Here is a 23,125-nt window from a genome sequence, read left to right on the forward strand (position 1 = left end):
CGTCGAAAGCGACACATGCTTCACCCATATCCGGTATAGTCCGTCTCAAGGGAGAGCGGGGGACTGCCATGGACGAAGTGTCGTTGCTCGACAGGCGCGCGGCCCTGGTTGCGCGGGCCGAGGGATATCTCTCGACCGAGCCGAGCTTTGCCCGCTTCCTGCGCGCCGTGGCCGAGGCGACGGATCCCGAGGATCTCGGCACGCGCGGCCTCGACGAGCTCGAAGCCGTCTTCCGCCGGTCCTATGGCCGGCTCGGCAAGCGCGAACTGGCGAGCCACAACATCTATGTCGACCCGCCGGCACATCCGGGCGAGCCCGAGACCGTCGAGGTCTTCTGCGCCGACATGCCGTTCATCGTCGACAGCGTGCTCGCTGCCATCCGCGCCCGGGGCGGGGTGATCCGCTCGCTGTCGCATCCGATCCTGAAGTTCGACCCGGCCACCTATCGCGTGCTCGAGGCTCCCGGGCCGGGCAGCCGGCTCGAGAGCTTCCTGCATGTCGAGATCGATCCGCTCCCGGGGCTGGTCGAACGCGAGGCGCTGCAGGGCGAAATCGACGACACGCTGACCGACGTCGGCCGCGCCGTCGCCGGCTGGCGCCCCATGCTCGCCCGCGTCAGGCGCGCCATGACGGACTGGCACACGCACGCCCCCAAGGCCCCGCCGGCGCAGGTCGCCGAAGCCATCCACTTCCTCGGCTGGCTCGCCGAGCACAACTTCACCTTCCTCGGCATGCGCGAGTACCGCCTCGAGGGTACGGGCGCCGATGCCCGGCTCATCCCGGTGCTCGACAGCGAACTGGGCGTCCTCGAGGACAAGAGCGTGCTCTTCCTGCGCGCCGGCGCCAGCTATGTGGAGATGACGCCGCAACACTTCGCCTTCCTCGAGGAGGCGTCCCCGATCATGGTCACCAAGGCCAATATCCGCTCGCGCGTGCACCGGCGCAGCTACATGGACTATGTCGGGGTCAAGCTCTACGACGAGGGCGGCAATACCTCGGGCGAGCTGCGCATCGTCGGGCTGTTCACCTCGATGTCGCTGGGCACTCCCACGACCGAGGTCCCGCTGATCCGCAAGAAGATCAGCGAGGTGATGAAGCGCTCCGGCCACGACCCCAGGGGCCATGCCGGCAAGGCGCTGATGAACGCGCTCGACACCTTCCCGCGCGACGAGCTGTTCCAGATCGACGAGGACCAGCTCTACGCGTTCGCCACCGCCATCGCCAACCTGGTCGATCGTCCCCGCGTACGGGTGCTTTCGCGCGTCGACCGCTTCGACAATTTCGTCTCGCTGCTCGTCTTCGTGCCGCGCGACCACTACGATTCCGATGTCCGCGCCCGGATCGGCAACTGGCTGGCGGAGGTCTTCGAGGGCCGTCTCTCCGCCTACTATCCCAGCTTCCCCGAAGGCGAGCTGGTCCGTATCCACTTCATCATCGGGCGCAACGGCGGGGTCACGCCGCGCCCCAGCCAGGAGGACCTCGAGCAGGGCGTCGCCGAGCGCATCCGCACCTTTGCCGATCGCCTCGTCGCCGCCGCGCCCGACGCGGCCGATATAGCCGACTTCATCGATGCCTTTTCGGCCGACTACCAGGCCGTGCACACGGCGGCCGAGTCACTCGAGGACATTGCCGTCATCCGGCTCCTGCCCGACGAACGCGCCATTGCGCTGCGGCTCGGCGCCCGCGAGGGCCGCCCCGGTTCGATGGGCCTCAAGGTCTACCACCGGGGCTCGCCGATCGCCCTGAGCGACCGGGTGCCGATGCTCGAGAATTTCGGCTTCCGCGTGATCGACGAGGATACATTCACGGTGACGCCCCGGCACGGTGCCGAGACCTACCTGCACGAAATGCTGCTCGAGACCGACCACACTATCGAGCTCGACGATCGGGCGCGCGGGGCCGAGATCGAGCGGGCCATCCTCGCCGTCTGGCGGGGCGAGGCCGAGAGCGATGCGCTCAACCGGCTGACCCCGGCCAGGGCGCTGGGCTGGGAGGATGTCGAGGTCCTTCGCGCGCTGACGCACTACCTCAAGCAGGTCGGCATCTCCTATTCGCGCGACTACCTGAACGGCGTCATGGCCCGCCATGCCGACGTCTCGGCCGCGCTGGTCGCCCTGTTCCACGCCGAGAACGACCCCCACTTCCCCGCCGATCGCAAGGCCGCCACGGCGGCAGCGCGCGCCACCATCGCCGCCGCGATCGAAGCGACGAGCTCGCTCGACGAGGACCGCATCCTGCGGTGCTACCTCAACCTGATCGAAGCGGTGGTGCGCACCAATGCCTACCAGCGCGACCAGGCCGGCATGCGCCGCCCCGCCCTGGCGCTCAAGTTCGACTGTGCCAGGATCGACGGCTTGCCCGAGCCGAGGCCCTATCGCGAGATCTTCGTCTATTCGCCGCGCGTCGAGGGCCTGCACCTCAGGTTCGGGCCGATCGCCCGCGGCGGCCTGCGCTGGTCGGACCGGCCGGAGGATTTTCGCACCGAGGTGCTCGGCCTCGTGAAGGCGCAGCAGGTCAAGAACGCCATCATCGTGCCGGTCGGCGCCAAGGGCGCCTTCGTGCCGCGGCAGATGCCGCCCGGCGCCGACCGCGAGACGGTGCTGCGCGAGGGCACCAGCTGCTACAGGATCTTCGTTTCCACCCTGCTCGACGTCACCGACAATCTTGAGGTCGACGCCGTCGTCCCGCCGCCCGACGTGCTGCGCCGCGACGGCGACGATCCCTATCTCGTCGTCGCCGCCGACAAGGGGACCGCCAGCTTCTCCGATACCGCCAACGCGATCGCGCTCGCCCGCGACTTCTGGCTCGGCGACGCCTTCGCCTCGGGCGGATCCGCCGGCTACGACCACAAGCATATGGGCATCACCGCGCGCGGCGGGTGGGAGGCGGTAAAACGCCATTTCCGCGAGCTCGACCGCGATATCCAGTCCTCGCCCTTCACCGTCGTCGGCGTCGGCGACATGAGTGGCGACGTGTTCGGCAACGGCATGCTGCTGTCGCCCGAGCTGCGCCTCGTCGCTGCCTTCGACCACCGCGACATCTTCATCGACCCCGACCCGGACCCGGCCACTGGCCTCGCCGAGCGCCGCCGCCTGTTCGAACTGCCTCGCTCGAGCTGGCAGGACTACAACCCGGAGCTGATCTCGAAGGGCGGCGGCGTCTATTCGCGCAGCCTCAAGACCGTGCCGCTCTTCGCCGAAGCGCGGAAACTGCTCGGCCTCAATGCCGAGGCCGTATCCCCGGCCGACGTCATCCGCGCCATCCTCAGGGCCGAGGTCGACCTCATCTGGTTCGGCGGCATCGGTACCTATGTGAAGGGCTCGGCCGAGACCGACGCCGAGGTCGGAGACAAGGCCAATGATGCCGTCCGCGTCAACGGCGCCGATATCCGTGCGCTCGTCGTCGGCGAGGGCGCCAACCTCGGCGTCACCCAGCTCGGGCGCGTCGAATACGCGCTCAAGGGCGGCCGCATCAATACCGACGCCATCGACAACTCGGCCGGCGTCAATTCCTCCGACCTCGAGGTCAACATCAAGATCGCGCTCGGTGCGCTGACCCGCACCGGTCAGTTGACGACGCAGGTGCGCAACGAGTTCCTCGCTTCGATGACCGACGAGGTGGCCGCACTCTGCCTGAGGAACAACTACCTGCAGACACTGGCGCTCTCGGTCGAGGAGGCCCGCGGCCTGGCAGCCTTGCCCGAGCATGTCGCCCTCATCGAAGCGCTGGAGACCACGGGCGAGCTGAGCCGCACCGTGGAGTTCCTCCCCGACAACGCCGCCCTGCGCCATCGGGCCCAGTCCGGCCGCGGCCTCACGCGCCCGGAACTGGCAGTGCTGCTCGCCTATGCCAAGAACACCGCCAATGAACAGTTGCTGGCGACCGGCGTTCCCGACGATCCCTATCTCGGCCGCGAGCTCTATCGCTATTTCCCCGAGCGCCTGATCGAGACCTTCGAGGACACGGTGACGAATCACCGGCTGCGCCGCGAAGTGATCGCCACGGTGCTCTCGAACGCCATGATCAACCGCGGCGGGCCAGCCTTCGTCACCGAGATGATGGCGGCGAGCAGCGCCGACGCCGGCCAGGTGGCCGCTGCCTACGCGGCGGCGCGCGACGTCTACGACACGCCGGAGCTGAACCGCGACGTCGATGCGCTCGATGGCAAGCTGCCGGGCCGGGAGCAACTGCAGCTCTACGCCGAAACCCAGGCGCTGCTGAAGCGTGGAACGCTCTGGTTCCTGCGCAACGGCCGCTTCGAGCACGGGCTGCGCCCGCTCGTCGACCGCTACCGTGACGGCATTGCCGAACTGCGGGCCATGATCGGCGGCCTGCTCGGCCCGTGGCTCGAAGCCGGTGTCGCCGACCGCGCCACCCGGCTCGAGACGGCCGGCACGCCGCGCGAACTAGCGCGGCGCTTTGCCGAGCTGCCGGTGCTCGCGCTCGGCACCGACATCGTGCTGGTCGCCGAAAAGGCTATCCTGCCTGTGCGCGAGGCCGCCCAGGCCTTCTTCGGCGTGATGGACGCCTTCGGCCTCGCTCGCGTCATCGAACAGGGCAATGCCATCGTGCTCAGCGACAAGTTCGACCGTATGGCCCTCGATCGCGCCCTGGCCAACCTGATGCGGGCCCAGCGCGACCTCACCGGCGATGTCCTCGCCGAGGGCAAGGGCGATATCGGCAAGCGCCTCGCCGCCTGGCGCGACAGACACGGCGAGCCGATCACCCGCGTCGCCGATGCGGTCCGCGACCTCACCGAGGGCGAGATGACGGTGTCGCGGCTCTCGGTGGCAGCCGGTCTGCTGGGTGACCTGGCCCGGGGGACTTAGGGCGCGCCTCCCTCCCCCTTGAGGGGAGGGATTGAGGGAGGGGGTCCATCGGTGGTCATTGAACCACCCCCGCCCCCGTCCCCTCCCCTCAAGCGGGAGGGGGGCAGGTTAGTGCCGGAAGTGCCGCATGCCGGTCATCACCATGGCAATGCCCGCCTCGTCGGCGGCTGCGATCACCTTGTCGTCGTTGACCGAGCCGCCCGGCTGGATCACCGCCGTGGCGCCGGCCTCGACCGCGGCCAGCATGCCGTCCGGGAACGGGAAGAACGCGTCCGACGCCACCACCGAGCCCGCCGTCAGCGCGCCCTCGATCCCGGCCGCCTCGGCTGCGTCGATCGCTTTGCGATGCGCGACGCGGGAGGAATCGAGCCGGCTCATCTGGCCGGCGCCGATGCCCACCGTCGCGCCGTCCTTCACGTAGATGATGGCGTTCGACTTGACGTGCTTGGCGACCTTCATCGCGATCTTCAGATCGCGCAGCTCGGCTTCGGTCGGCTGCTTCCTGGTCACCACCTTGAATTCGGTGTCGTCGACATTGCGATTGTCTCGGCCCTGCACCAGGAGTCCGCCGGCGAGCGAGCGCACGGTCAGTCCCTCGGCCTTCGGGTCGGCGAGCGCGCCGGTGAGCAGCAGCCGCAGGTTCTTCTTGGCCGCGATGATGGCGATGGCGTCCTCCGTCGCGTCGGGCGCGACGATCACCTCGGTGAACACCTTGACGATCTCGGTCGCCGTGGGCCCGTCGATCACCTGGTTGAGCGCCACGATGCCGCCGAAGGCACTGACCGGATCGGTCCGCAGCGCCAGCCGGTAGGCCTCGATCAGCGTCTTGCCGACGGCGAAGCCGCAGGGATTGGCGTGCTTGATGATGGCGACGGCCGGCACGGCTGGATCGAACTCGGAGACCAGCTCGAACGCCGCATCGGTGTCGTTGAGATTGTTGTAGCTCAGCGCCTTGCCCTGCACCTGTCGCGCCGTGGCGACGCCCGGACGCTGCTCGCCGGTGGTGTAGAAGGCGGCCCACTGGTGCGGATTCTCGCCATAGCGCATCACTTCCTTGAGCCGGCCGGCGAAGGAGCGATAGGGCATCTCGTCATAACCGAGGGTCCTGGCGAACCAGCCCGAGATCACCGCATCGTAGGCAGCGGTGCGGGCATAGGCCTTGGCCGCGAGCTTTTGGCGCATCTCGTAGGGCACGCCGCCGGTGTTCCGGATGCTGTCGAGCACCACGTCATAGTCGGCCGGGTCGACCACTACCGTGACATAGGCATGGTTCTTGGCCGCCGAGCGGATCATCGCCGGGCCGCCGATATCGATGTTCTCGATCGTCTCCTCGTAAGAGGCGCCCTTGGCGATCGTCTCCTCGAACGGGTAGAGGTTGACCACCACGAGATCGATGGCGCCGATCCCGTGCTCGTCCATCGAAGCCTTGTGCGTGGGATTGTCTCGCACCGCGAGGAGCCCGCCATGCACCTTGGGGTGCAGCGTCTTTACCCGGCCGTCCATCATCTCGGGGAAGCCGGTGAGGTCGGAAATGTCGCGCACCACCGCGCCCGTCGAGGCAATGAGCTTCGACGTCCCGCCAGTCGAAACGAGGTCAACGCCCAACCCTGCCAATGACTTGGCGAACTCGGCCATCCCGGTCTTGTCGAAGACACTGAGAAGGGCGCGCTTGATGGGAACAACGGCGTTGGACATGGGGGCTCCGTCAGGTTTTGAGAGAGGGCCCAGGCGAGCGGCAGCTGTCGTTCGCGTTCCCCGATGGTGACCCATCTCTTCTCGCCAGTCGCGCGAACGCGGGCCTTATTGCAGAAACGGCCGGCCTTGGAAAGTGCCCGCCTCAGTCCTCTTCGAGCGTGAAGATCCAGCTGACTTCGCTCGCATCGGCCACCAGCACCTCGAGCACCAGCTGCCGGGTGCGATGGAACCCGAAATAGGCCGACTGCCGCACGCTGTCCTCGACCCGCATCTCCGCCCCTTCCCACAGGAACGTCCAGACCGCCCCGGAGCCGAGCCGCAGCCGCACCAGGTCGTCGGTGACCTGCACCTCGGTCTGGTGCGCGAGGTGGAAGCGGATCGACGCGGCGCCCGAGACCCGGCCGCGCTGGCGAACGAACCGGTCCTGCCCGACCAGGGTCTTGCCTTCCGCCAGCAGCGTCAGGTGGCGCTCGAGCGTCACCCCGAAGCGCTCGGCATAGCCGTGCGCCGAGATGACCACGGTGTCGTCGGCGCTGCGCGCCTCGATCTCGCTGGGCCGGCCCAGTTGCACCAGCCGACCGGCCAGCGGGCCGCTGGTCGGGATGGCCGCCGCCGAGAGCGCGTTGATCGTAGGCGCCGAGTGCGCGATGCCCTGCCGGAACAGCAGCCCGTCCTCGTAGTCGGACGGGGCCGGCCCGCAATTGCAGACCACCAGGTCGCGCCCGTGGCTGAATTCGAAGGCCAGCGCACTGGCATGGGCATGCCGCGTGAAGGCCGGATCCGGCACGAGGCCGGAATCAGCGACCACGATCGAGCGTCCCGAGATCAGCCGCCCGTAGCCGCCCACGACACCGGTCTCGCGCGCCCGCGCCGGGCTCTGCGCCTGCACCGCGACGATCAGGTCGTGCGGCATCTGCCCGGTGCCGTTGAAATAGGCCGGCTCGCCGGTGCCCAGGGAGATCGCATCGAGGGCCCGGTGCATGCTGTCGGTGATCTCGTCGAGCTCGGCCGACAACTGCTCGTGGTCGCGGCGCATCGCCTGCTTGATGGTGACCAGTTCAACCAGCAGTTGCACCTGCGTCTTGGCCGAGCGCGTCCGGTGCAGCCCGTCGTCGTCGACCTGGTGGTCGATGTGGTGGAGCACCCGGCGCACGCGTGCCTCGACCTCGACCTGGGGCCGGTCGGCGCACAGCGCCACACCGACCAGCGCGATGGCAACGAGCAGCGCATCGACCGGATCGGTGGCGAGACCGCCCCTGAGCTTGAGCGAGGAGATCTGCGTCGAAAGCGAGCGCGAAACCTGCTGCGCCTGGTCGGGGGTCGCGCCCTCGAGCAGGATATTGTAGTGCCGCAGCCAGTTAAGCACGCGCCGCGCCGTCAGCGACGGCCCCCACGTATCGCGGTTGAAATGCCCGTCGCGCCCGATCCAGTCGAGCGTCAGCGTCCGGGCGAAGCGACGCTCCTCGTCGGTCCGGGCATCGCGGAAGTGACGCAGCCAGTTGAACGCCTGCAGGTCGTCCTGCCAGTCGTCATGATCGACTTCGAGCGAGAACGGCGACACCCCGTGCGTATCGACCAGCTTGCTGGCCAGCAGGTACCGGCCCTGCATCATCTCGAGCACGGTCTCGCGGTCGGTGGGGCGGAACTCGCCCAGCGCACCGATCATCTCCTCGCTGGAGGGACCCGTCCAGGTCCAGCGGACGAGCGGATTGGTGACCAGGTGGTCGGCGGCCGAAAGCAGGGTTCGGCGTGCGAGGAAACGCAGCGGATTTGCCAAGTCTCTACGTCCTCACAAGTGGCCCGGCCGGAACGTATCCGGCCGAACGCGAAACTACCTAGCGGCGGCGTACGCGCGCAACGAAGAACCCGTCAAGGGTACCGCCCTTATCCCCAGGAAGCGGCAAGCCGGGATGCGTGCGCACGAAGCCCTCGTCGGTGACGGCGCCCGCGAGCCCGCCGACCTCGCCCGGCGTGATCGGCAGCGCCTCGACCCCATCGCGCCCGAGCAGCCAGTGCGCCTGCTCCTCGCCCTCCGCCGGCTCGAGCGAGCACACGCAATAGACGAGGATTCCGCCGGCATCGAGCCAGCCCAGGGCCCGCTCGATGAGCCGGCGCTGCAGGGCAACGCGACCGGCGATATCCGCGGCGCTGCGATGCCAGATCACTTCTGGATGCCGCCGGAACGTACCCGTCGCCGAGCACGGCGCATCGAGCAGGATGCCGTCGAACCTGCCCTCGGGCTCGTACGCCAGCACGTCGGCCGTCAGCACCTGCGGCGCGTAGCCGAGCCGGGAGAAGTTCTGCTGCATGCGGACGACACGCTCGGCGTCGTTGTCGACCGCGGTCACCGCATAGCCGGCCTTCAGCAACTGCGCCGTCTTGCCGCCGGGAGCTGCGCACAGGTCGAGCACCCGCGCACCGGGGGCGAGGCCGAGCAGCCGGGCCGGGATCGCGGCGGCGGCGTCCTGCACCCACCAGCGCCCCTCCTCGTACCCCGGCAAGGCCTCGACCGGCCTGTCGCGTTCGTCGATGCGCACGGTGTCGGCCAGCACCGGCGCGGCGCCGAGGGCCTCGATCAGGGCCGGATCGGCCTCCTTGAGCGTCAGGTCGAGGGGCGCGCCTTCGACCAGCGCCGCAGCGAAGTCTTCGATCGCCGCCGCGCCGTAGGTGTCGCGCCACAACGGCCCCAGCGTGTCGGGGAACAGCGCCTCGTGCGGCAGGTGGCGCAACGCATGCGCCTCGGCCTGGGCCCGGCGCAGCACGGCGTTCATCAGCTTGCTCAGGTGCTGGCTGCGCGTGTCGCGCTTGGCCGCTTCGACTGCAAGAAAGATCGCGCTGTGGTCCCCGAGCTCCGGCAGGAACACCAGGTGCGCGAGGCTGAGACGCAGGATCGCTTCGAACGGCCCCGACTTCTTCGGCACGCCCCGGTCGAGATAGCGGGCGAGCATCAGGTTGATCTGCCCGTGCCGCCGCAGCGCCACCGTGACCAGCCGGTTGGCGAGCGCGCGATCGCGTCCGTCGGCGATCTCGCTGACGGAAAAGGGGGCGAAGTTCGCCCCCTTGAGCACGGCGCCGAGCTTTTCTGCGGCCAGGAGCCGAAGCTTCAGCCCGGGCGGGTTTTTCTGTTTCTTCACCGGCGATCAGCCCCAGGGTCCGCGGCTGCTATTGCCATCCTCGCTTGCCCCTGTCGAGGGGACACGCCAGCCGCCACCGTTCTCCCCAGGCGCCCGCCGGAGGGTCTGGGCACCCGTTTCGGCCCGCCGACCGGTGCGATCGACCTGCATGTCGGCGGCAATCCGCTGCAGTTGGGTGATGCGGTTCTCGACATTGGGGTGGGTCGAGAACAGGTTGTCCATGCGCTGCCCGTTGAGCGGGTTGATGATGTACATGTGCGCCTGCGCCGGGTTGCGCTCGGCCCCGACGTTGACCGTGCGCTGCGCGATCTGGCTGATCTTGGCGAGGGCCGAGGCGAGCGCCAGCGGGTCCTCGGAGATGTGTGCCCCGTCCTTGTCGGCCTCGTATTCGCGGGTCCGGCTCACCGCCATCTGCACCAGCGCCGCCGCGATCGGGGCCACGATCACCGCCATCAGCACGCCGATCGGCCCGAGCGGATTGTTGCGGCTGTTGCCACCGCCGAAGAACAGGCCGAACTGCGCCAGCATCGAGATGGCGCCGGCGATGGTGGCCGTCATCGTCATGGTCAGCGTATCGCGGCTGCGGATGTGTGCCAGCTCGTGCGCGATCACCGCCGCCACTTCTCGCGGCTCGAGATAGCGCAGCAGGCCCGCCGACACCGCCACGGCGGCATTGTTCGGGTCGCGCCCGGTGGCGAAGGCGTTGGGCTGGTCGGTATCGATCACGTAGAGCCGCGGCATCGGGATGCCTGCCCGCTGCGACAGTCCCGCGACGGTGTGATAGAGGTCCGGCTGCGTGCGCGGATCGACTTCCACGGCATTCTGCATGCGCAGCACCATCTTGTCCGAGTTCCAGTATGCGAACAGGTTGGTGAGGGCGGCGATGACGAAGGCGACGATCATGCCACTCTGCCCGCCGACCAGATAGCCCACGGCCATGAAGATGGCGGTGAGGGCTGCGAGCAGGACGGTCGTGCGCAGGAAGTTGAACATTGGCCTTAAGTCTTGTACCTCGGTTGCGTTGCTAGGCTGCAAATAGATGGGATGGCCGGCGGTTCCCGGCAAGGACCGGAGCGAGACCCAACGTGGAACACGACACCGACCCCGCTGCATCCTCCGCAACGCGCCCCCTGTCGCCTGCCGCGCGACGCGCGCTCGCCGAAGCGGCCGCACGCCGGGCCGAGATCGACGCCCGCGCGGCCGCCGGCAGGAACGAGAAGAACGGCCGCGGCGGCCTCGACCCGGCCCGCTATGGCGACTGGGAGATCAAGGGCCTGACCGCCGACTTCTAGGCGCGGCCACACCGGTCGCTAGCGCTGATCGCGCGGCACGAACTCGTAGTAGTCGTCCAGCACGCCTGGACGTTCATCCTCGACGAGGAGGCCGTACTTCATCGCATCGAACTGCTCGAACCACTCGTCCCAGCCGACGAGGTCGAGCCCACCCGGCCGGTCGCCATACTGGTTCTCGCCGGCATTGAGCGCCTGCTGGTCGAACACGATCCTCAGCACCGGCGGTCCGCCGATGCCGGTCGGCCGGTCCTCGATCGCCGGGTTGCCGGAACGGGCGGTCGCCCACTGCCGGATTTCGTCGTGCTTGACGAGGACCTGAGTCATCTTGCTGGGCCTTTCTGGTCTTTTTGCCGCTTGAGCTTAGCCGCAATCCGCTTTCACCATAAGTGGGCTTGGCGCCCATCCGTTCCAAGCCTCGGATCGCACTTGCAGGCTCTGCGTTAACTTCTTCTTGTCCGCACCCGACCTAGTGTCGCGCCCAACCGGGACGCAGGATTCGGCATGGCCGGCGCGAGCTTCATTCTCGCCATCAATCTGTTCATCGCCGCGCTGTTCGCGCTGGCGTTCTTCCTTGTCGGCGTCTCCAACCGCGCCGACCGGGCGGCGCCCTGCTTCTCCCTCGCCTACGTGTTTGGCATGGCCTACATCGCCACCGAGTTCATCATCCCGCTCGATGACATGCCCCAGCTGTCTTACACCGCCGGTTTCGCCTCGTTCCTCGGGGCCGTGACCGCCGTGACCTACGGCGTGGCCCGGCGCTACGGGCGCTCGCTCAATCCCCTGGCCATGGGCCTGTTCATTGTCTGCGCCGTGCTCGCCAACTGGCTTGGCTACCTGCTCCCGCACGACGCGGTACCACGCAACCTCATCTACCAGGCGCCTTACGCCGTACTGCAGGCCCTCGCCGCCTGGGCCATCCTGGCTTCGCGTCGTCGCCAGCCCATCGATATCGGCCTGATCGTGCTGTTCCTGCTCAGTACCCTGCAGTTCATGAGCAAGCCCTTCGCCGCCATCCTGCTCGGCGGTTCGGGCGACAGCGCGCACGCCTACATCGCCACCACCTATGCGCTCTATTCGCAATCGCTGGGCGCCATGCTGCAGGTGGCCACCGGCCTGCTGATGCTGACCCTGCTTGTCCGCGACATGCTGGTCGAGGTCACCGCCCGATCCGAGACCGATCCGCTCTCGTCGGTCTACAACCGCCGTGGTTTCGAAGAGCGTTCCGCTCCGCTGATGCAGCAATCAGGCCTGCCCGCGGCCATCATCCTTGCCGACCTCGATGCCTTCAAGTCGATCAACGACACGCATGGCCATGACACGGGGGATCAGGTGATCATCGCCTTCGCACGGCTGATGCGCGATAGCGCCCCGCCGACTGCCATCGTCGGCCGGCTCGGCGGCGAGGAGTTCGCCATCCTGCTGCCGGAGGCCAACATCGCCACGGCTCGGCTGCTGGCCGAGACGCTGCGCGTGGGGCTGGCGGCGCTGCAGATCCCCGGCCTGCCAATCTATGCCCGATGCACGGCGAGCTTCGGGATCGCCGAGCGCATGGCCGCTGAAAGCCTTACAGACCTGCGCCGGCGCGCCGACTCCGCCCTCTACAATGCCAAGCGCGCCGGACGGGACCGCGTCATCGCCGCGATCCCCGACGCCGACGCCATGCCAACCCACCCCCTGGCCGGAACGTCGCTGGCGAGGTCAGCCTGAGGTCGAACGGCTCGGGATCAACTGGTCGCGACGGTCGACAAACTCGAAATCGTCGTCGTCCCTGACCCTCAGCGCCAGGTTCTGGCGGTCGAGTTCGGCGAGCCATGCCGTCCATGAGCAGGGGCTGACACCATCATCAAGGCTGGGCATTTCGACGATGGGCCGATTGCGGCGCCGCGCGAAGCTGATGGCGAGGCGCGAATGCATGCGCCCCGTCGTGTCCGCGTAGCGTGCCAGCGCCGGCTGCCCGTGCTGGTCTGCCACCCAGTTCTGGATGTCGCGATGTTCGATTAACGTATGGGTGTTCATCCTGGCCTCCCCGCAGATGCCTATGATCCCAGAACGTCACCGGGGGACGCGGGGTTCCCCCCGTGCGCCCCGGATTTCACTCCTTCATACGCCAGTTCCCGGCGAGTCGGAACGTGATCGCGCAATCCTGAAGGTCATGCCGATCGATTGACCGCTCCAGCCCCTTTTCAGGCCGCTACGGCGGTGTCGAGCGCCAGCGTGATCATCTCGCGCAGCGAGCTCTGCCGTTCCTCGGCGCTCAGTTCGTCGTGAGTGATCAGGCAGTCCGTCATGGTGCAGATGGCGAGGGCCCTGACATCGAAGCGTGCCGCCAGCGTGTAGAGCGCCGCCGCCTCCATCTCGACCCCGAGGATGCCGTGCGCCGGCAGCCTGCCGTAGCCGGCGAGGCCGGGCTCGATATGGTAGAAGATGTCCGACGAGAGCATGTTGCCGACGTGATAGCGCATGCCCGCCTTCTCGGCCCGCTCGACGCTGTCGCGCAACAGGCCGAAATCGGCGAGCGGCGCGAAGTTGAATGGCGTGAATGCGTCGCGCACGATCGCCGAGTCGGTCGTCGCCCCCTGCGCGATGACCAGGTCGCGCACCTTCACCCGGGCATTGAGGCCGCCGCAGGTGCCGACGCGGATCAGCGTCTTCAGCCCGTAGACGTTGATCAGCTCGTGCACGTAGATCGACAGCGACGGCTGGCCCATGCCGGTCGCCTGCACCGAGACCCGCTTGCCCTTCCACATCCCGGTATAGCCGAGGCAATTGCGCACCGAGTTCACCTGCACGGCATTCTCGAAGAAGGTCTCGGCGATCCATTTGGCGCGCAGCGGGTCGCCGGGCAGCAGCACGGCTTCTGCATAGTCACCGAGCTTGGCATGGTTGTGCGGGGTCATTTCGGCCTCTCGTACTGGTGAAATTCCGGCGCACCAAAGCCTTTGCACGCGACGGAGGCAACCCCTATATCTCGGCCGCACTTGTCGCCACGAGAGGAGCCTCACGATGGTCGCGAAAATCTTCATCGACGGCGAAGCCGGGACCACGGGTCTGCAGATCCGCGAGCGCCTCGCCGGCCGCCGCGACCTCGAGGTGATCTCGATCGCGCAGGACAAGCGCAAGGACCTCGACGAGCGCAAGCGCCTGCTCAACCTCGCCGATGTCGCCATCCTCTGCCTGCCCGACGATGCGGCAAGGGAGAGCGTGGCGCTGATCGAGAACGACCGCACCAAGGTCATCGACGCCTCGACCGCCCACCGCGTCGCCGAGGGCTGGACCTACGGCTTTGCCGAGATGGACAGTGAGCAATCGGCAGCGATCGCCGCATCGAAGCGCGTCGGCAATCCCGGTTGCTGGCCGCAGGGCGCCATCGCCACGCTGCGGCCGCTCGTCGACGCCGGCCTCATCCCGGCCGACTACCCGGTGACGGTCAACGGCATCTCCGGCTATTCCGGCGGCGGCCGCACCATGATCGAGGACTACGAGGCCAAGGGCGAGGACGCCAACGAGTTCGCCCTCTACGGCCTGACCTTCAAGCACAAGCACCTGCCCGAGCTGCAGAAATATGCCCGGCTGCTGCACACCCCGCTGTTCCAGCCCGCCGTCGGCAATTTCCGCCAGGGCATGATCACGGCCGTGCCGCTGCAGTTGTGGACGCTCGCCAGGGTGCCGACCGGCGCGGACCTGCATGCCGCCATTGCCGACCACTTCGCTGACATCTCGGGCGGTTTCGTCGAGGTCGCGCCGCTCGCCGAACTCGAGCGCACGCCCGAACTCAACCCCGAGCTCTACAACGACACCAACCGCATGCGCCTGCATGTGTTTGCCAATGACGCCAAGGCCCAGGCGCTTCTGGTCGCGGTCTACGACAACCTGGGCAAGGGCGCCTCGGGCGCCGCAGTGCAGAACCTCAACCTGATGCTCGGCGTCGACGCCGCGACCAGCCTCGCGGCCTGACTGCCTCCCTCCCCCTTGGGGGGAGGCAATGAGGGAGGGGGTGGTGCGGTGATCACCGACGGACCCCCACCCCTAGGCCCTCCCCTCAAGGGGGAGGGGAGCTTGCGATCAGCCCGCCTCGGCCATCGCCGGTGCGCCCGGCTTGACCCCGGTCAGCGCGATATAGGCATCGGTGAGATTGTCAGCCCCGGCGGCGGCCAGCAATTCGGCCGGCGTGCCGGTCCGGATGATCCCGCCGCCGACGATCAGAGCAATGCGGTCGGCGTGTTCCACTTCCTCGACCAGGTGCGTGGCCCACAGGATCGACGTCTGCCGCTGGTCGCGCACCTGCTGCACGTGTTTCACGAGGAGCTTCCGCGTCGTCGGGTCGAGGCCGACCGAGGGCTCGTCCATCAGCAACAGGTCCGGCGCGTTGATCAGCGCCCGGACGATCTCGATCCGTCGCTGGTTGCCACCCGACAGCGTGCGCACCGGCTTGTCGAGCAGGTCGGTGACCTCGAACAGGGCGGCGGCTTCGGCGATGCGGGCATCGAGCGCCTTGCCCGACAGCCCGAACAGGTTGCCGTGGAAGCTGAGGTTCGCCTTGACCGTCATGTCGAGGTCGAGCGAGCGCGACTGGAACACCACACCCAGCCGGCTGAGGATTTGCGACGCCTTGTGCCGGTAGTCCATGCCGAACAGCCGGACCTCGCCGCCATCGGGCGCGAACAGCCCCGAGGCGATCTGGAACAGCGTCGACTTGCCCGCCCCGTTCGGCCCCAGCAGGCCGACGATCTCGCCCCGCCCCAGCTCCAGCGAGACGCCCTTCAGCGCTTCGTGCCTGCCGTAGGATTTGCGGACGTCCCTGAGCGACAGCACCGGCTCGGTCATGGCAGCCTCTCCGCCGCAGCTCCGGCGATCTGGTTGGCGATGTGCTCGCGCTCGGCGCGCGGCCGTTGTCCGGCGGCACTGGCGAAGCGGTAGTCCGCGACGATCTTCGCCGGCCGGCCCGACAGCACCACGGCCCGGTCGGCAACCGTGGCCGCGTCCTCGGGCAGGTGGGTGACAAGCAGCACCGTCGGCCGGTTCGTCTCGATCAGCGTCAGCAGCACCTGCTCCATCTCGACGACCAGGGTCCGGTCGAGCGACACGAACGGCTCGTCGAGCAGCAGCAGCCTGGGATTGACCGAGAAGGCCCGCGCCAGCGCCACGCGCCGCTGCATGCCGCCCGAGAGCTCGTGCGGATAATAGCGCTCGAAGCCCTTGAGCCCGACCCGCATCAGCATCGCCTCGGCTTCGGACTCCGTCGTTTCCGGCCGCACGGCACGGATGTTGTCGAGCGCCGTCAGCCACGGCAGCAGCCGCGGGTCCTGGAAGACGAAGCCCGCCGGCGGCGCTTCGGCGGCCACGACGCCATCCACCAGCACCCGGCCCGAGAACAGCGTATCCACCCCGCCGATCATGCGCAGCAGCGTCGACTTGCCCACGCCGCTCGGCCCGACCAGCGCCACCACCGAGGAGGGTTCGATCTCGAGGCGGAAGCCGTCGAGCAGCGGGGTGGGCAGGAAGTCGAACTTCTTGCCCTCGACGTCGATCTCGAGGCGCGGTCCGCTGCTCATGTGCGCACCTGCCGCCACTTGAGGATATGCCGCTCGAGCGGTCGCAGTACCAGGTACTCGAAGGCGAACACCACAAGGATGAAAGCCGTCGTGTAGGCGACGATTCCCTTGATGTCGAAGAACTGGAAGAACACCGAGATGCGGAAGCCGACGCCGCCATCCGAGCCTAGCACCTCGAACACCAGCACGATCTTCCAGATCAGCGACAGTCCCGTGCGGGCCGCCGCCAGCGCGAACGGCATCAGCTGCGGCAGGAAGATCAGCCGCAGCCGGCGCGCGAACGGCATGCGGAATGCCCGACCCAGGTCGTCATAGGCGGGATCGAAGCTGCGCACCCCCTCGCGGATGGTGGCAATCACTAGCGGCAGCTTGTTGAGCACGACCGCCAGGATCAGCGCGAACTCGGTGAGGCCCAGCCAGATGTAGAGCACGATGGCGATGACGATGGCGGGGATGTTGAGTCCCACCACCACCCAGGCCGAGAACAGGCGGTCGGCGACACGCGAGCGCCCGAGCGCAATGCCGGCTGCCGTCCCCAGCGCCATCGCCACGACGAACGCGACAGCCGCACGGCTCAGCGTCTTGCCCAGGTCCGGCAACAGCTTGCCGTTGAGCGCGAGGTCGACCACATGCGCGCCGACGGCCAGCGGCGAGGGGAACAGACGCGACGGAAACAGCATCGACAGGACCTGCCAGGCGACGAGCAGCAGCAGCAGGCTGATCAGTTCGAGCGGAATGACCCGCCCGACCCGGGCCTGCTGCGCATCGTCGGTTTCGGCTGCGGTCCTGCCGTCGCGCAGCTCTGCCGTTATTTGCGGTAGCCCTTGTAGAACGTGCCGTCCGCGAGTTCGGTCGAGGAGCCGACCACATCGGCGCCGCCGTACCTGGCCATCAGCTCGAAGGCCTGCTCGGCCGGCTGCATCGCCGACGAGGCGTACTTGGTGACGATACCGGCGCGGTAGTCGTCACGCAGCTGGGCGAACAGCTTGTCGTCATCGCCGACATTCATTACGTCGCGAATCTTGTCCCACACGCCGTCATCCTCGAGCAGCGCCTTCTTGGTCTCGAAGCTGGCATCGAGGAAGGCCTTGATCGCCTCCTTCTTCGCATGCGCGGTCTCATCGAAGAAGGTCCAGCCGAGCAGCGGCGGCGTCTCGCTGACACCGAGGTCCGCGAGCATGGCCGCCACCGAGATCAGCTCGGTCTTGCCGGCGAGCTTGGCGCGGGAGTTCCAGTTCCACAGGTTGAGGGCCGCCTGCGCCTGCCCGCCGGTGATCAGTTCGTTGACCAGCGGCGGCGCGCCGAACTTGGCCGAGGCGTCCTCGGTCAGGTTGCCGCCGGTGAGCTTGTTGTACTCGGCCGCGAGGATCACGTAGCTCTTGTCCACCGGGCTGCCCGATACGGCGAGCGTCTTGCCCTTGAGGTCGGCCACCGAGTTGATGCCGGCTGCCGGATCGACCATCAGCCCGCCCACGGTCAGCGAGTGCGGCACCATGGTGACCATGTTGCCCTCATGGCGCTGGATCGACACCCAGACGAAGTCGGACAGGATGACGTCCACTTCCTTGGCCTGCAGCGCGATCTGGCCAGCCTTGCTGTCGGCGACGTCGCGAACGTCGAGCTCGAGCAGGTGCTTCTTGTCGATGCCCAGGGCGGCCATGGCGGCCAGCTCCCATTTCACCGTGCCGGTTGCCTGCACCCCGAGGCTGAGCTTGTTCGGATCCTGGCCGTGCTGGGCCATTGCCCCGCCGGTGGATGCGATCGCGAGGGCCAGGCCCGCGAGTGCGATACGGATGAATCTGCGCATGGTTCCTCCCCGGAACGCTTGGTTCTTAAGGTACTTGGAGCGCTACCACCCGGCTTCATTGGGCTTGGCTATATCATGTATTGAAGCCCGTCGGTTGCCGCAAAACCTGTGCGCATCCGATTGTCTTTTCGGATGCTGCCAATCGAAACTGCCTATGGGGGACTTCTTTATGAATAAGCTCGCTCTCTCCGTACTCGCGACGCTGCTGCTGGTCGGGTCGGTTCATGCCGAAGGCAACCTGGCGGCCAACGGCACCGATCTCAAGCTCGACATCAACACCGAGGACCTGACCTTTTCGCAGAGCACCTGGGAACTCGAGACCGGAAAGTACTACCGGATCGACATCACGTCCGACGGCAGCGAGGAGATCGCCGTCATGGCCCCCGAGCTGTGGCGCAATTCCTGGATCAACCAGATCGTGGTCAACGACCTCGAGGTGAAGGCTTACGGCCTGTATTCGGTCGAGTTCGACGACGCCGGCACCTTCAACATCTCCTTCGTCCCGGTCCGGCCGGGCGAGTATGACATCTACGTGCCGGGCTACGAGAGCCGCGGCCTCAAGGGCAAGTTCATCGTCAAATGATCGATCGACGTACATTCATCGGCGCGGGCGCGGCGCTTCTGGCGACTGCCGCGGCCATGCCCGCCGCCCGCGCCAAGGGCACCGGCATGATCTTCGTGTCGACCGAGAAGGGCAACGAGGTCGTGGTCCTCGACCAGTCGCTGAACCTGGTCAAGCGCATCGCCACCTCGCGCCGGCCGCGCGACATGCACTTCAATGCCGGCAAGGACCTGCTCTACGTCGCCTGCGGCGATGACGACGCGATCGACGTGATCGATGTAGCGACGCTCGAAGTGGTGGATTCCATCCCCACCGGCCCGAGCCCGGAAGTGTTCGCCTTCTCGCCCGACGAGAAGATCATCTACGTCTCCAACGAGGAGGACTCGCGCCTCGAGGCCATCGACCTCGAGACCCGCGTCTCCATCCAGGACATCCCGACCGGCGCCGAGCCCGAGGGCGTGCTGGTGATGCCCGACGGCAAGACCGCCTATGTCACCTCGGAAGTGGCCGACATGGTGCACGTGGTCGACACCACGACCGGCGCCGTGACCAAGAACATCCTCGTCGGCACCCGCCCACGCCGCTTCATCCTGACGCCCGACCAGTCCGAGCTGTGGGTCAGTTGCGAGCTCTCCTCGGAGATCTTCATCATCGACACCGCCACCAACGAGATCAAGGGCGAGAGCCTGATCTACGTGCCGGACGGTTTTCGCGAGGAGGACGTGACGCCGGTCGGCATGGCCGTCACCCGGGACGGCAGCAAGGTCCTGATCAGCCTCGGCCGCGCCAACCACGTCGTCATCGTCGACGCCAGGTCGCATGATGTGCTGAGCTACGTCCTCGTCGGCCGGCGCGCCTGGTCGGTCGATCTCAGCAGCGACGAGACCAAGGCCTATGTCGCCAACGGCCTGTCGGACGACATCACCGTCATCGACATGGCGTCGATGAAGGCCACCGTCTCCGTACCCGTCGGCCGCGTGCCGCATTCGGTGGTGATCGATGACTAGTGACCCAAGCGCTCCCTACACCTCTCCCTTTGGGGGAGGGGTCGGCGCGAAGCGCCGGGTGAGGGGGCCTTCCTCGGCACCGAGCGTGGGGCAAGGCCCCCTCACCCTGACCCTCTCCCCCAAGGGCGAGGGGACGCTCTGGCCCCATCTCGGCAAAGCCCTCCTCTCCCTCGCCGCGGCGCTGGTGATGGGCAGCGCCGCCATCGCCGCCGACGTCAGGATCGGCTACCTGGGGCTCAAGGACGATCTCCGCTATCACCCGGAGGTCGCCTATACCCGCATCGAGATCGCCCCGGCCCTCAATCCGGTGGAGGGCGCCCGCCTCGGCATCAACGACCTGAAGATCGTTACCGATGCCGCCGGGGTCTCCCTGTCGCTCGACGAGCAGCAGGCGACCGACGCTGCCGACGCCAGCGCCAAGGTCGCCGCCATGGCAGCCGCCGGCGAGCGCTTCGTCATCCTCGACCTGCCGGGTGACGTGGCGCGCGAGGTGGTCGCCGCCTCAGCCGCCCTGCCGATCACGCTGGTCAACGCCACCGCCCCGCAGGACGCGCTGCGCGACCTGTGCCAGCCCAACCTGGTTCACACCGGCGCGTCCGACCGCATGGTCGCCGACACCTACACCCAGTTCCTGCGTCACCGGAACTGGACCAAGGTGCTGATCCTCGTCGGCAATCTGCCGCGCGACAAGGAAATCGCCGATGCCTTCGAGGCCTCCGCCAGGCGCCTGCGCCTCGACATCCGCGACCGGCGCGAGTTCACGCTCTCGACCGATCCGGCCAACCGCGAGGCGAACAATACCCTGCTGATCACCGGCGGCACCGACTACGACGTCGTCTTCATCGCCGACAGCCTCGGCGAATATGCCCGCTACCTTGACTATGCCACCCGACTGCCGCGCCCGGTGATCGGTGCCACCGGCCTGACCGCCTCCGAATGGCACTGGTCCTGGGATCGCGACGGCGCCACCCAGGTAACGCTGCGCTTCCAGCGCCTCGCCGAAGGCAGGCGCCTGATGTCGGGTCCCGACTGGTCGACCTGGATCGCGGCAAAATCCATCGCCACCGCCTATGCCAAGGCGCGTACGGACGACCCCGCCAAGGTGTACGAGTACATGCGCGGCAGCCGCTTCACCATCGACGGCTCCAAGGGCTATCGCTTGAACTTCCGCCCCTGGGACGGCCAGTTGCGCATGCCGATGGTGCTGGCGACCTCGAACGCCATCACCGAGGCGGCGCCCTTCCCCGAGTTCCTGCACCAGACCAACGAGCTCGATACGCTCGGCGTCGATCAACCGGAGTCCAAGTGCAAAGCGCCCTAAGCTACTGGCTCGGTTTCTCCGCCATCACCCGGCGCGAGATCGCGAAATTCCTGCGCCAGACGGAGCGGCTAATCTCGGCCATCGTCCGTCCGGCCCTGTGGCTCATCGTGTTCGCCGCCGGCCTGCACGATATCCTGGGCGTCTCGATCATCCCGCCCTACACCACCTACGTGCCCTACCAGGAATACGTGCTGCCGGGCCTCGTCGGCATCGTCGTCCTGTTCCAGTGCATGCAGTCGGCGCTCTCCATGGTCTATGACCGCGAGGCCGGGGTGATGCGTTCGATGCTGGTGACGCCGCTGCCGCGCTACTTCCTGCTGTTCTCCAAGATCGCTGCCGCCACTGCGTTGTCGATCATCCAGGTCTACGCCTTCCTGATGGTCGCCCGCATCGTCGGCTTCGGCTTCCCCGACTGGGGTTTCGTCTACATCCTGCCCGGCGTCGTGCTGGCCGGCCTGATGCTCGGCTCGATCGGCCTGCTCGTCTCCGTCTATACGCCGCAGATCGAGAACTTCGCCGGCATGATGAACTTCGTGGTTTTCCCGATGTTCTTCATCTCCTCCGCCCTTTACCCGCTGTGGAAGCTGCGCGAGGCCGGCGCCGACATCATCTGGTGGCTGAGCCAGGTGAACCCGCTCACCTATGCCATCGAGCTGATCCGCTTCCTCGCCTATGGCCAGCTGGACTGGCTCTCGCTCGGCGTCGTGATCGGCGTCACTGCAGTCGCCTTCCTCCTCGCCGCGCGGGGCTACGATCCCCAGGCCGGCGCCATCCGCACCGTCAAGCGCAGCTGATCCCGCGAACCTTCCGCCCCGCCGCAGCGTGCCCCACCGACGCTTGCGGCGGACTGCTGCATGGCTCTAGGCTCGCGCCACCATGTTGAGGAGGATTTGATGGCGCTGAATGTGTTGTTCGTCGGCGGCACGGGGCAGATTTCGCTGCCCTGCGTCGAATATGCGGTAGCCCAGGGCCACAAGGTCAGCGTCTTCAACCGCGGCCAGCGCGACGCCACGCTCCCGGCCGGCGTCACCTCCATCGTCGGCGACATGAAGGACGCCGCCGCCTATCGCAGGCTCGGCGACATGGGCTTCGACGTCGTCGCCCAGTTCATGGTGTTCACGCCCGAGCAGATGGCCGAGGACATCGCCACCTTCGCCGGCAAGACCAGGCAATACATCTTCATTTCGTCGGCCTCGGTCTACGAGAAGCCGGCCCGGCACTACATCATCACCGAGCGGACGCCGGCAGTGAACCCGTACTGGGGCTACAGCCAGGCCAAGATCGCGTGCGAGACGCTGCTGCAGGGCGCTGCGAACCTGCACTGGACCATCGTCCGGCCCAGCCACACCGTGCGCACCGGCCTGCCCACGATGATGGGCGAGGGCGACATCGTCATCCGTCGCATGCAGCAGGGCAAGCCCGTGATCGTCGCCGGCGACGGCACTTCGCCGTGGACGCTGACCCGGAGCCGGGACTTCGCCGTCCCCTTCGTCAACCTGTTCGGCAAGTCGGGGGCCCTCGGCGAGATCTTCCAGATCACCTCGGATCGCGGCTACAGCTGGAACGACATCTACAGCGCCATCGGCCGCGGCGTCGGCCTCACCCCGCAGATCATCCACGTCCCCTCCGACACGCTCGTCGCCTACAACAGGGCCTGGGAGGGTCCGCTGCTCGGCGACAAGACCTGGTCGGCCCTGTTCGACAACTCCAAGGTCAAGCGCGTGGCCGGCGACTTCAAGTGCTCGGAGGATCTGGACGAGGTACTGGCCGAATCGATCGGCTTCCTGAAGCAGCGGCTGGCCTCCAACGCACCGGTGAACATGGAGCTCGACCCGCTGTTCGACCGCATCACATCGGAGCAGGCGGCGCTGGGGCGATCGTAGGCGAGCGCCTCTTGCAATCCGGGCGCTCCACTCTCCCAGCCAC

Annotated in this window: 20 protein-coding genes and 1 riboswitch; of the genes, 9 read left to right on the forward strand and 11 right to left on the reverse strand. The window is 67.5% G+C overall.

The genetic code is table 11. The features are described from left to right. The first annotated feature begins 68 nt into the window (after positions 1 to 68). Positions 69 to 4,829 carry an NAD-glutamate dehydrogenase gene (locus tag J0I99_RS12740; RefSeq protein ID WP_291398044.1) on the forward strand — a complete coding sequence of 1,587 codons (4,761 nt, stop codon included), beginning with the start codon at positions 69 to 71 and terminating at the stop codon, positions 4,827 to 4,829. A gap of 108 nt (positions 4,830 to 4,937) precedes the next feature. Here the strand turns inward: J0I99_RS12740 and purH are convergent, their stop codons facing one another. From purH to htpX, 4 genes are all read right to left on the reverse strand, one after another. Beyond that, complete coding sequence (gene purH, locus J0I99_RS12745; RefSeq protein WP_291398045.1) at positions 4,938 to 6,524, reverse strand: bifunctional phosphoribosylaminoimidazolecarboxamide formyltransferase/IMP cyclohydrolase; 1,587 nt, start codon at positions 6,522 to 6,524, stop codon at positions 4,938 to 4,940. A gap of 20 nt (positions 6,525 to 6,544) precedes the next feature. Continuing rightward, a riboswitch (ZMP/ZTP riboswitch) is annotated at positions 6,545 to 6,626 on the reverse strand. A gap of 40 nt (positions 6,627 to 6,666) precedes the next feature. Then, the gene (locus tag J0I99_RS12750) at positions 6,667 to 8,301 is read right to left on the reverse strand and encodes a heparinase II/III family protein (protein WP_291398047.1); all 1,635 of its coding nucleotides are present in this window, start codon (positions 8,299 to 8,301) and stop codon (positions 6,667 to 6,669) included. Positions 8,302 to 8,359: 58 nt separating this feature from the next. Then, on the reverse strand, positions 8,360 to 9,658 hold the full coding sequence (locus J0I99_RS12755) for an RsmB/NOP family class I SAM-dependent RNA methyltransferase (protein ID WP_291398049.1): 1,299 nt from the start codon (positions 9,656 to 9,658) through the stop codon (positions 8,360 to 8,362). 6 nt (positions 9,659 to 9,664) lie between these two features. Further along, the gene (gene htpX / locus J0I99_RS12760; RefSeq protein ID WP_291390603.1) at positions 9,665 to 10,651 is read right to left on the reverse strand and encodes a zinc metalloprotease HtpX; all 987 of its coding nucleotides are present in this window, start codon (positions 10,649 to 10,651) and stop codon (positions 9,665 to 9,667) included. 92 nt (positions 10,652 to 10,743) lie between these two features. Here htpX and J0I99_RS12765 point away from each other — a divergent pair, with 92 nt between their 5' ends. Then, the gene (locus J0I99_RS12765) at positions 10,744 to 10,950 is read left to right on the forward strand and encodes a DUF1674 domain-containing protein (RefSeq protein WP_291390604.1); all 207 of its coding nucleotides are present in this window, start codon (positions 10,744 to 10,746) and stop codon (positions 10,948 to 10,950) included. Between the two features lie 18 nt (positions 10,951 to 10,968). Here J0I99_RS12765 and J0I99_RS12770 read toward each other — a convergent pair whose 3' ends face one another. Next, positions 10,969 to 11,274 carry a hypothetical protein gene (locus tag J0I99_RS12770; RefSeq protein ID WP_291398051.1) on the reverse strand — a complete coding sequence of 102 codons (306 nt, stop codon included), beginning with the start codon at positions 11,272 to 11,274 and terminating at the stop codon, positions 10,969 to 10,971. Positions 11,275 to 11,451: 177 nt separating this feature from the next. On the opposite strand from J0I99_RS12770, the gene J0I99_RS12775 reads away from it, so the two are divergent. After that, a complete protein-coding gene (locus J0I99_RS12775) occupies positions 11,452 to 12,657 on the forward strand; it encodes a GGDEF domain-containing protein (RefSeq protein WP_291398053.1) in 1,206 nt (401 codons plus the stop codon). Here the strand turns inward: J0I99_RS12775 and J0I99_RS12780 are convergent. Beyond that, positions 12,649 to 12,966, reverse strand: coding sequence for a hypothetical protein (locus tag J0I99_RS12780; protein WP_291390608.1), 318 nt, complete (start codon positions 12,964 to 12,966; stop codon positions 12,649 to 12,651). The two genes, J0I99_RS12775 and J0I99_RS12780, sit on opposite strands and share 9 nt — an antisense overlap. A gap of 167 nt (positions 12,967 to 13,133) precedes the next feature. Continuing rightward, positions 13,134 to 13,847, reverse strand: a complete 714-nt coding sequence (gene deoD, locus J0I99_RS12785; RefSeq protein WP_291390609.1) for a purine-nucleoside phosphorylase — start codon at positions 13,845 to 13,847, stop codon at positions 13,134 to 13,136. A gap of 106 nt (positions 13,848 to 13,953) precedes the next feature. Between deoD and argC the strand changes: the two genes are divergently transcribed. Further along, a complete protein-coding gene (argC, locus tag J0I99_RS12790) occupies positions 13,954 to 14,904 on the forward strand; it encodes an N-acetyl-gamma-glutamyl-phosphate reductase (RefSeq protein ID WP_291398054.1) in 951 nt (316 codons plus the stop codon). Between the two features lie 108 nt (positions 14,905 to 15,012). Here argC and J0I99_RS12795 read toward each other — a convergent pair whose 3' ends face one another. The 4 genes from J0I99_RS12795 to J0I99_RS12810 form a co-directional block, all read right to left on the reverse strand. Then, a complete protein-coding gene (locus tag J0I99_RS12795; protein WP_291398056.1) occupies positions 15,013 to 15,774 on the reverse strand; it encodes an ABC transporter ATP-binding protein in 762 nt (253 codons plus the stop codon). Further along, complete coding sequence (locus J0I99_RS12800) at positions 15,771 to 16,502, reverse strand: ABC transporter ATP-binding protein (protein WP_291390612.1); 732 nt, start codon at positions 16,500 to 16,502, stop codon at positions 15,771 to 15,773. The genes J0I99_RS12795 and J0I99_RS12800 overlap by 4 nt, the downstream gene beginning before the upstream one ends. After that, a complete protein-coding gene (locus J0I99_RS12805; RefSeq protein ID WP_291398058.1) occupies positions 16,499 to 17,182 on the reverse strand; it encodes an ABC transporter permease in 684 nt (227 codons plus the stop codon). Before J0I99_RS12805 ends, J0I99_RS12800 begins: the two co-directional genes overlap by 4 nt. Positions 17,183 to 17,310: 128 nt before the next feature. After that, the gene (locus J0I99_RS12810) at positions 17,311 to 18,309 is read right to left on the reverse strand and encodes an ABC transporter substrate-binding protein (RefSeq protein ID WP_291398060.1); all 999 of its coding nucleotides are present in this window, start codon (positions 18,307 to 18,309) and stop codon (positions 17,311 to 17,313) included. A gap of 169 nt (positions 18,310 to 18,478) precedes the next feature. On the opposite strand from J0I99_RS12810, the gene J0I99_RS12815 reads away from it, so the two are divergent. From J0I99_RS12815 to J0I99_RS12835, 5 genes are all read left to right on the forward strand, one after another. After that, positions 18,479 to 18,892: a hypothetical protein gene (locus J0I99_RS12815; RefSeq protein WP_291391999.1), complete on the forward strand. Its 414-nt coding sequence runs from the start codon at positions 18,479 to 18,481 to the stop codon at positions 18,890 to 18,892. Further along, positions 18,889 to 19,878 carry a PQQ-dependent catabolism-associated beta-propeller protein gene (locus J0I99_RS12820; RefSeq protein WP_291392000.1) on the forward strand — a complete coding sequence of 330 codons (990 nt, stop codon included), beginning with the start codon at positions 18,889 to 18,891 and terminating at the stop codon, positions 19,876 to 19,878. The genes J0I99_RS12815 and J0I99_RS12820 overlap by 4 nt, the downstream gene beginning before the upstream one ends. Before the next feature lie 85 nt (positions 19,879 to 19,963). Continuing rightward, the gene (locus J0I99_RS12825; RefSeq protein ID WP_291392001.1) at positions 19,964 to 21,199 is read left to right on the forward strand and encodes a hypothetical protein; all 1,236 of its coding nucleotides are present in this window, start codon (positions 19,964 to 19,966) and stop codon (positions 21,197 to 21,199) included. After that, a complete protein-coding gene (locus J0I99_RS12830; protein WP_291398062.1) occupies positions 21,184 to 21,993 on the forward strand; it encodes an ABC transporter permease in 810 nt (269 codons plus the stop codon). Before J0I99_RS12825 ends, J0I99_RS12830 begins: the two co-directional genes overlap by 16 nt. A gap of 99 nt (positions 21,994 to 22,092) precedes the next feature. Further along, a complete protein-coding gene (locus tag J0I99_RS12835; RefSeq protein WP_291398064.1) occupies positions 22,093 to 23,082 on the forward strand; it encodes an SDR family oxidoreductase in 990 nt (329 codons plus the stop codon). Positions 23,083 to 23,125: the final 43 nt, after the last annotated feature.

The sequence above is a fragment of the Devosia sp. genome (assembly GCF_017307495.1).
Lineage (GTDB): Bacteria > Pseudomonadota > Alphaproteobacteria > Rhizobiales > Devosiaceae > Devosia_A.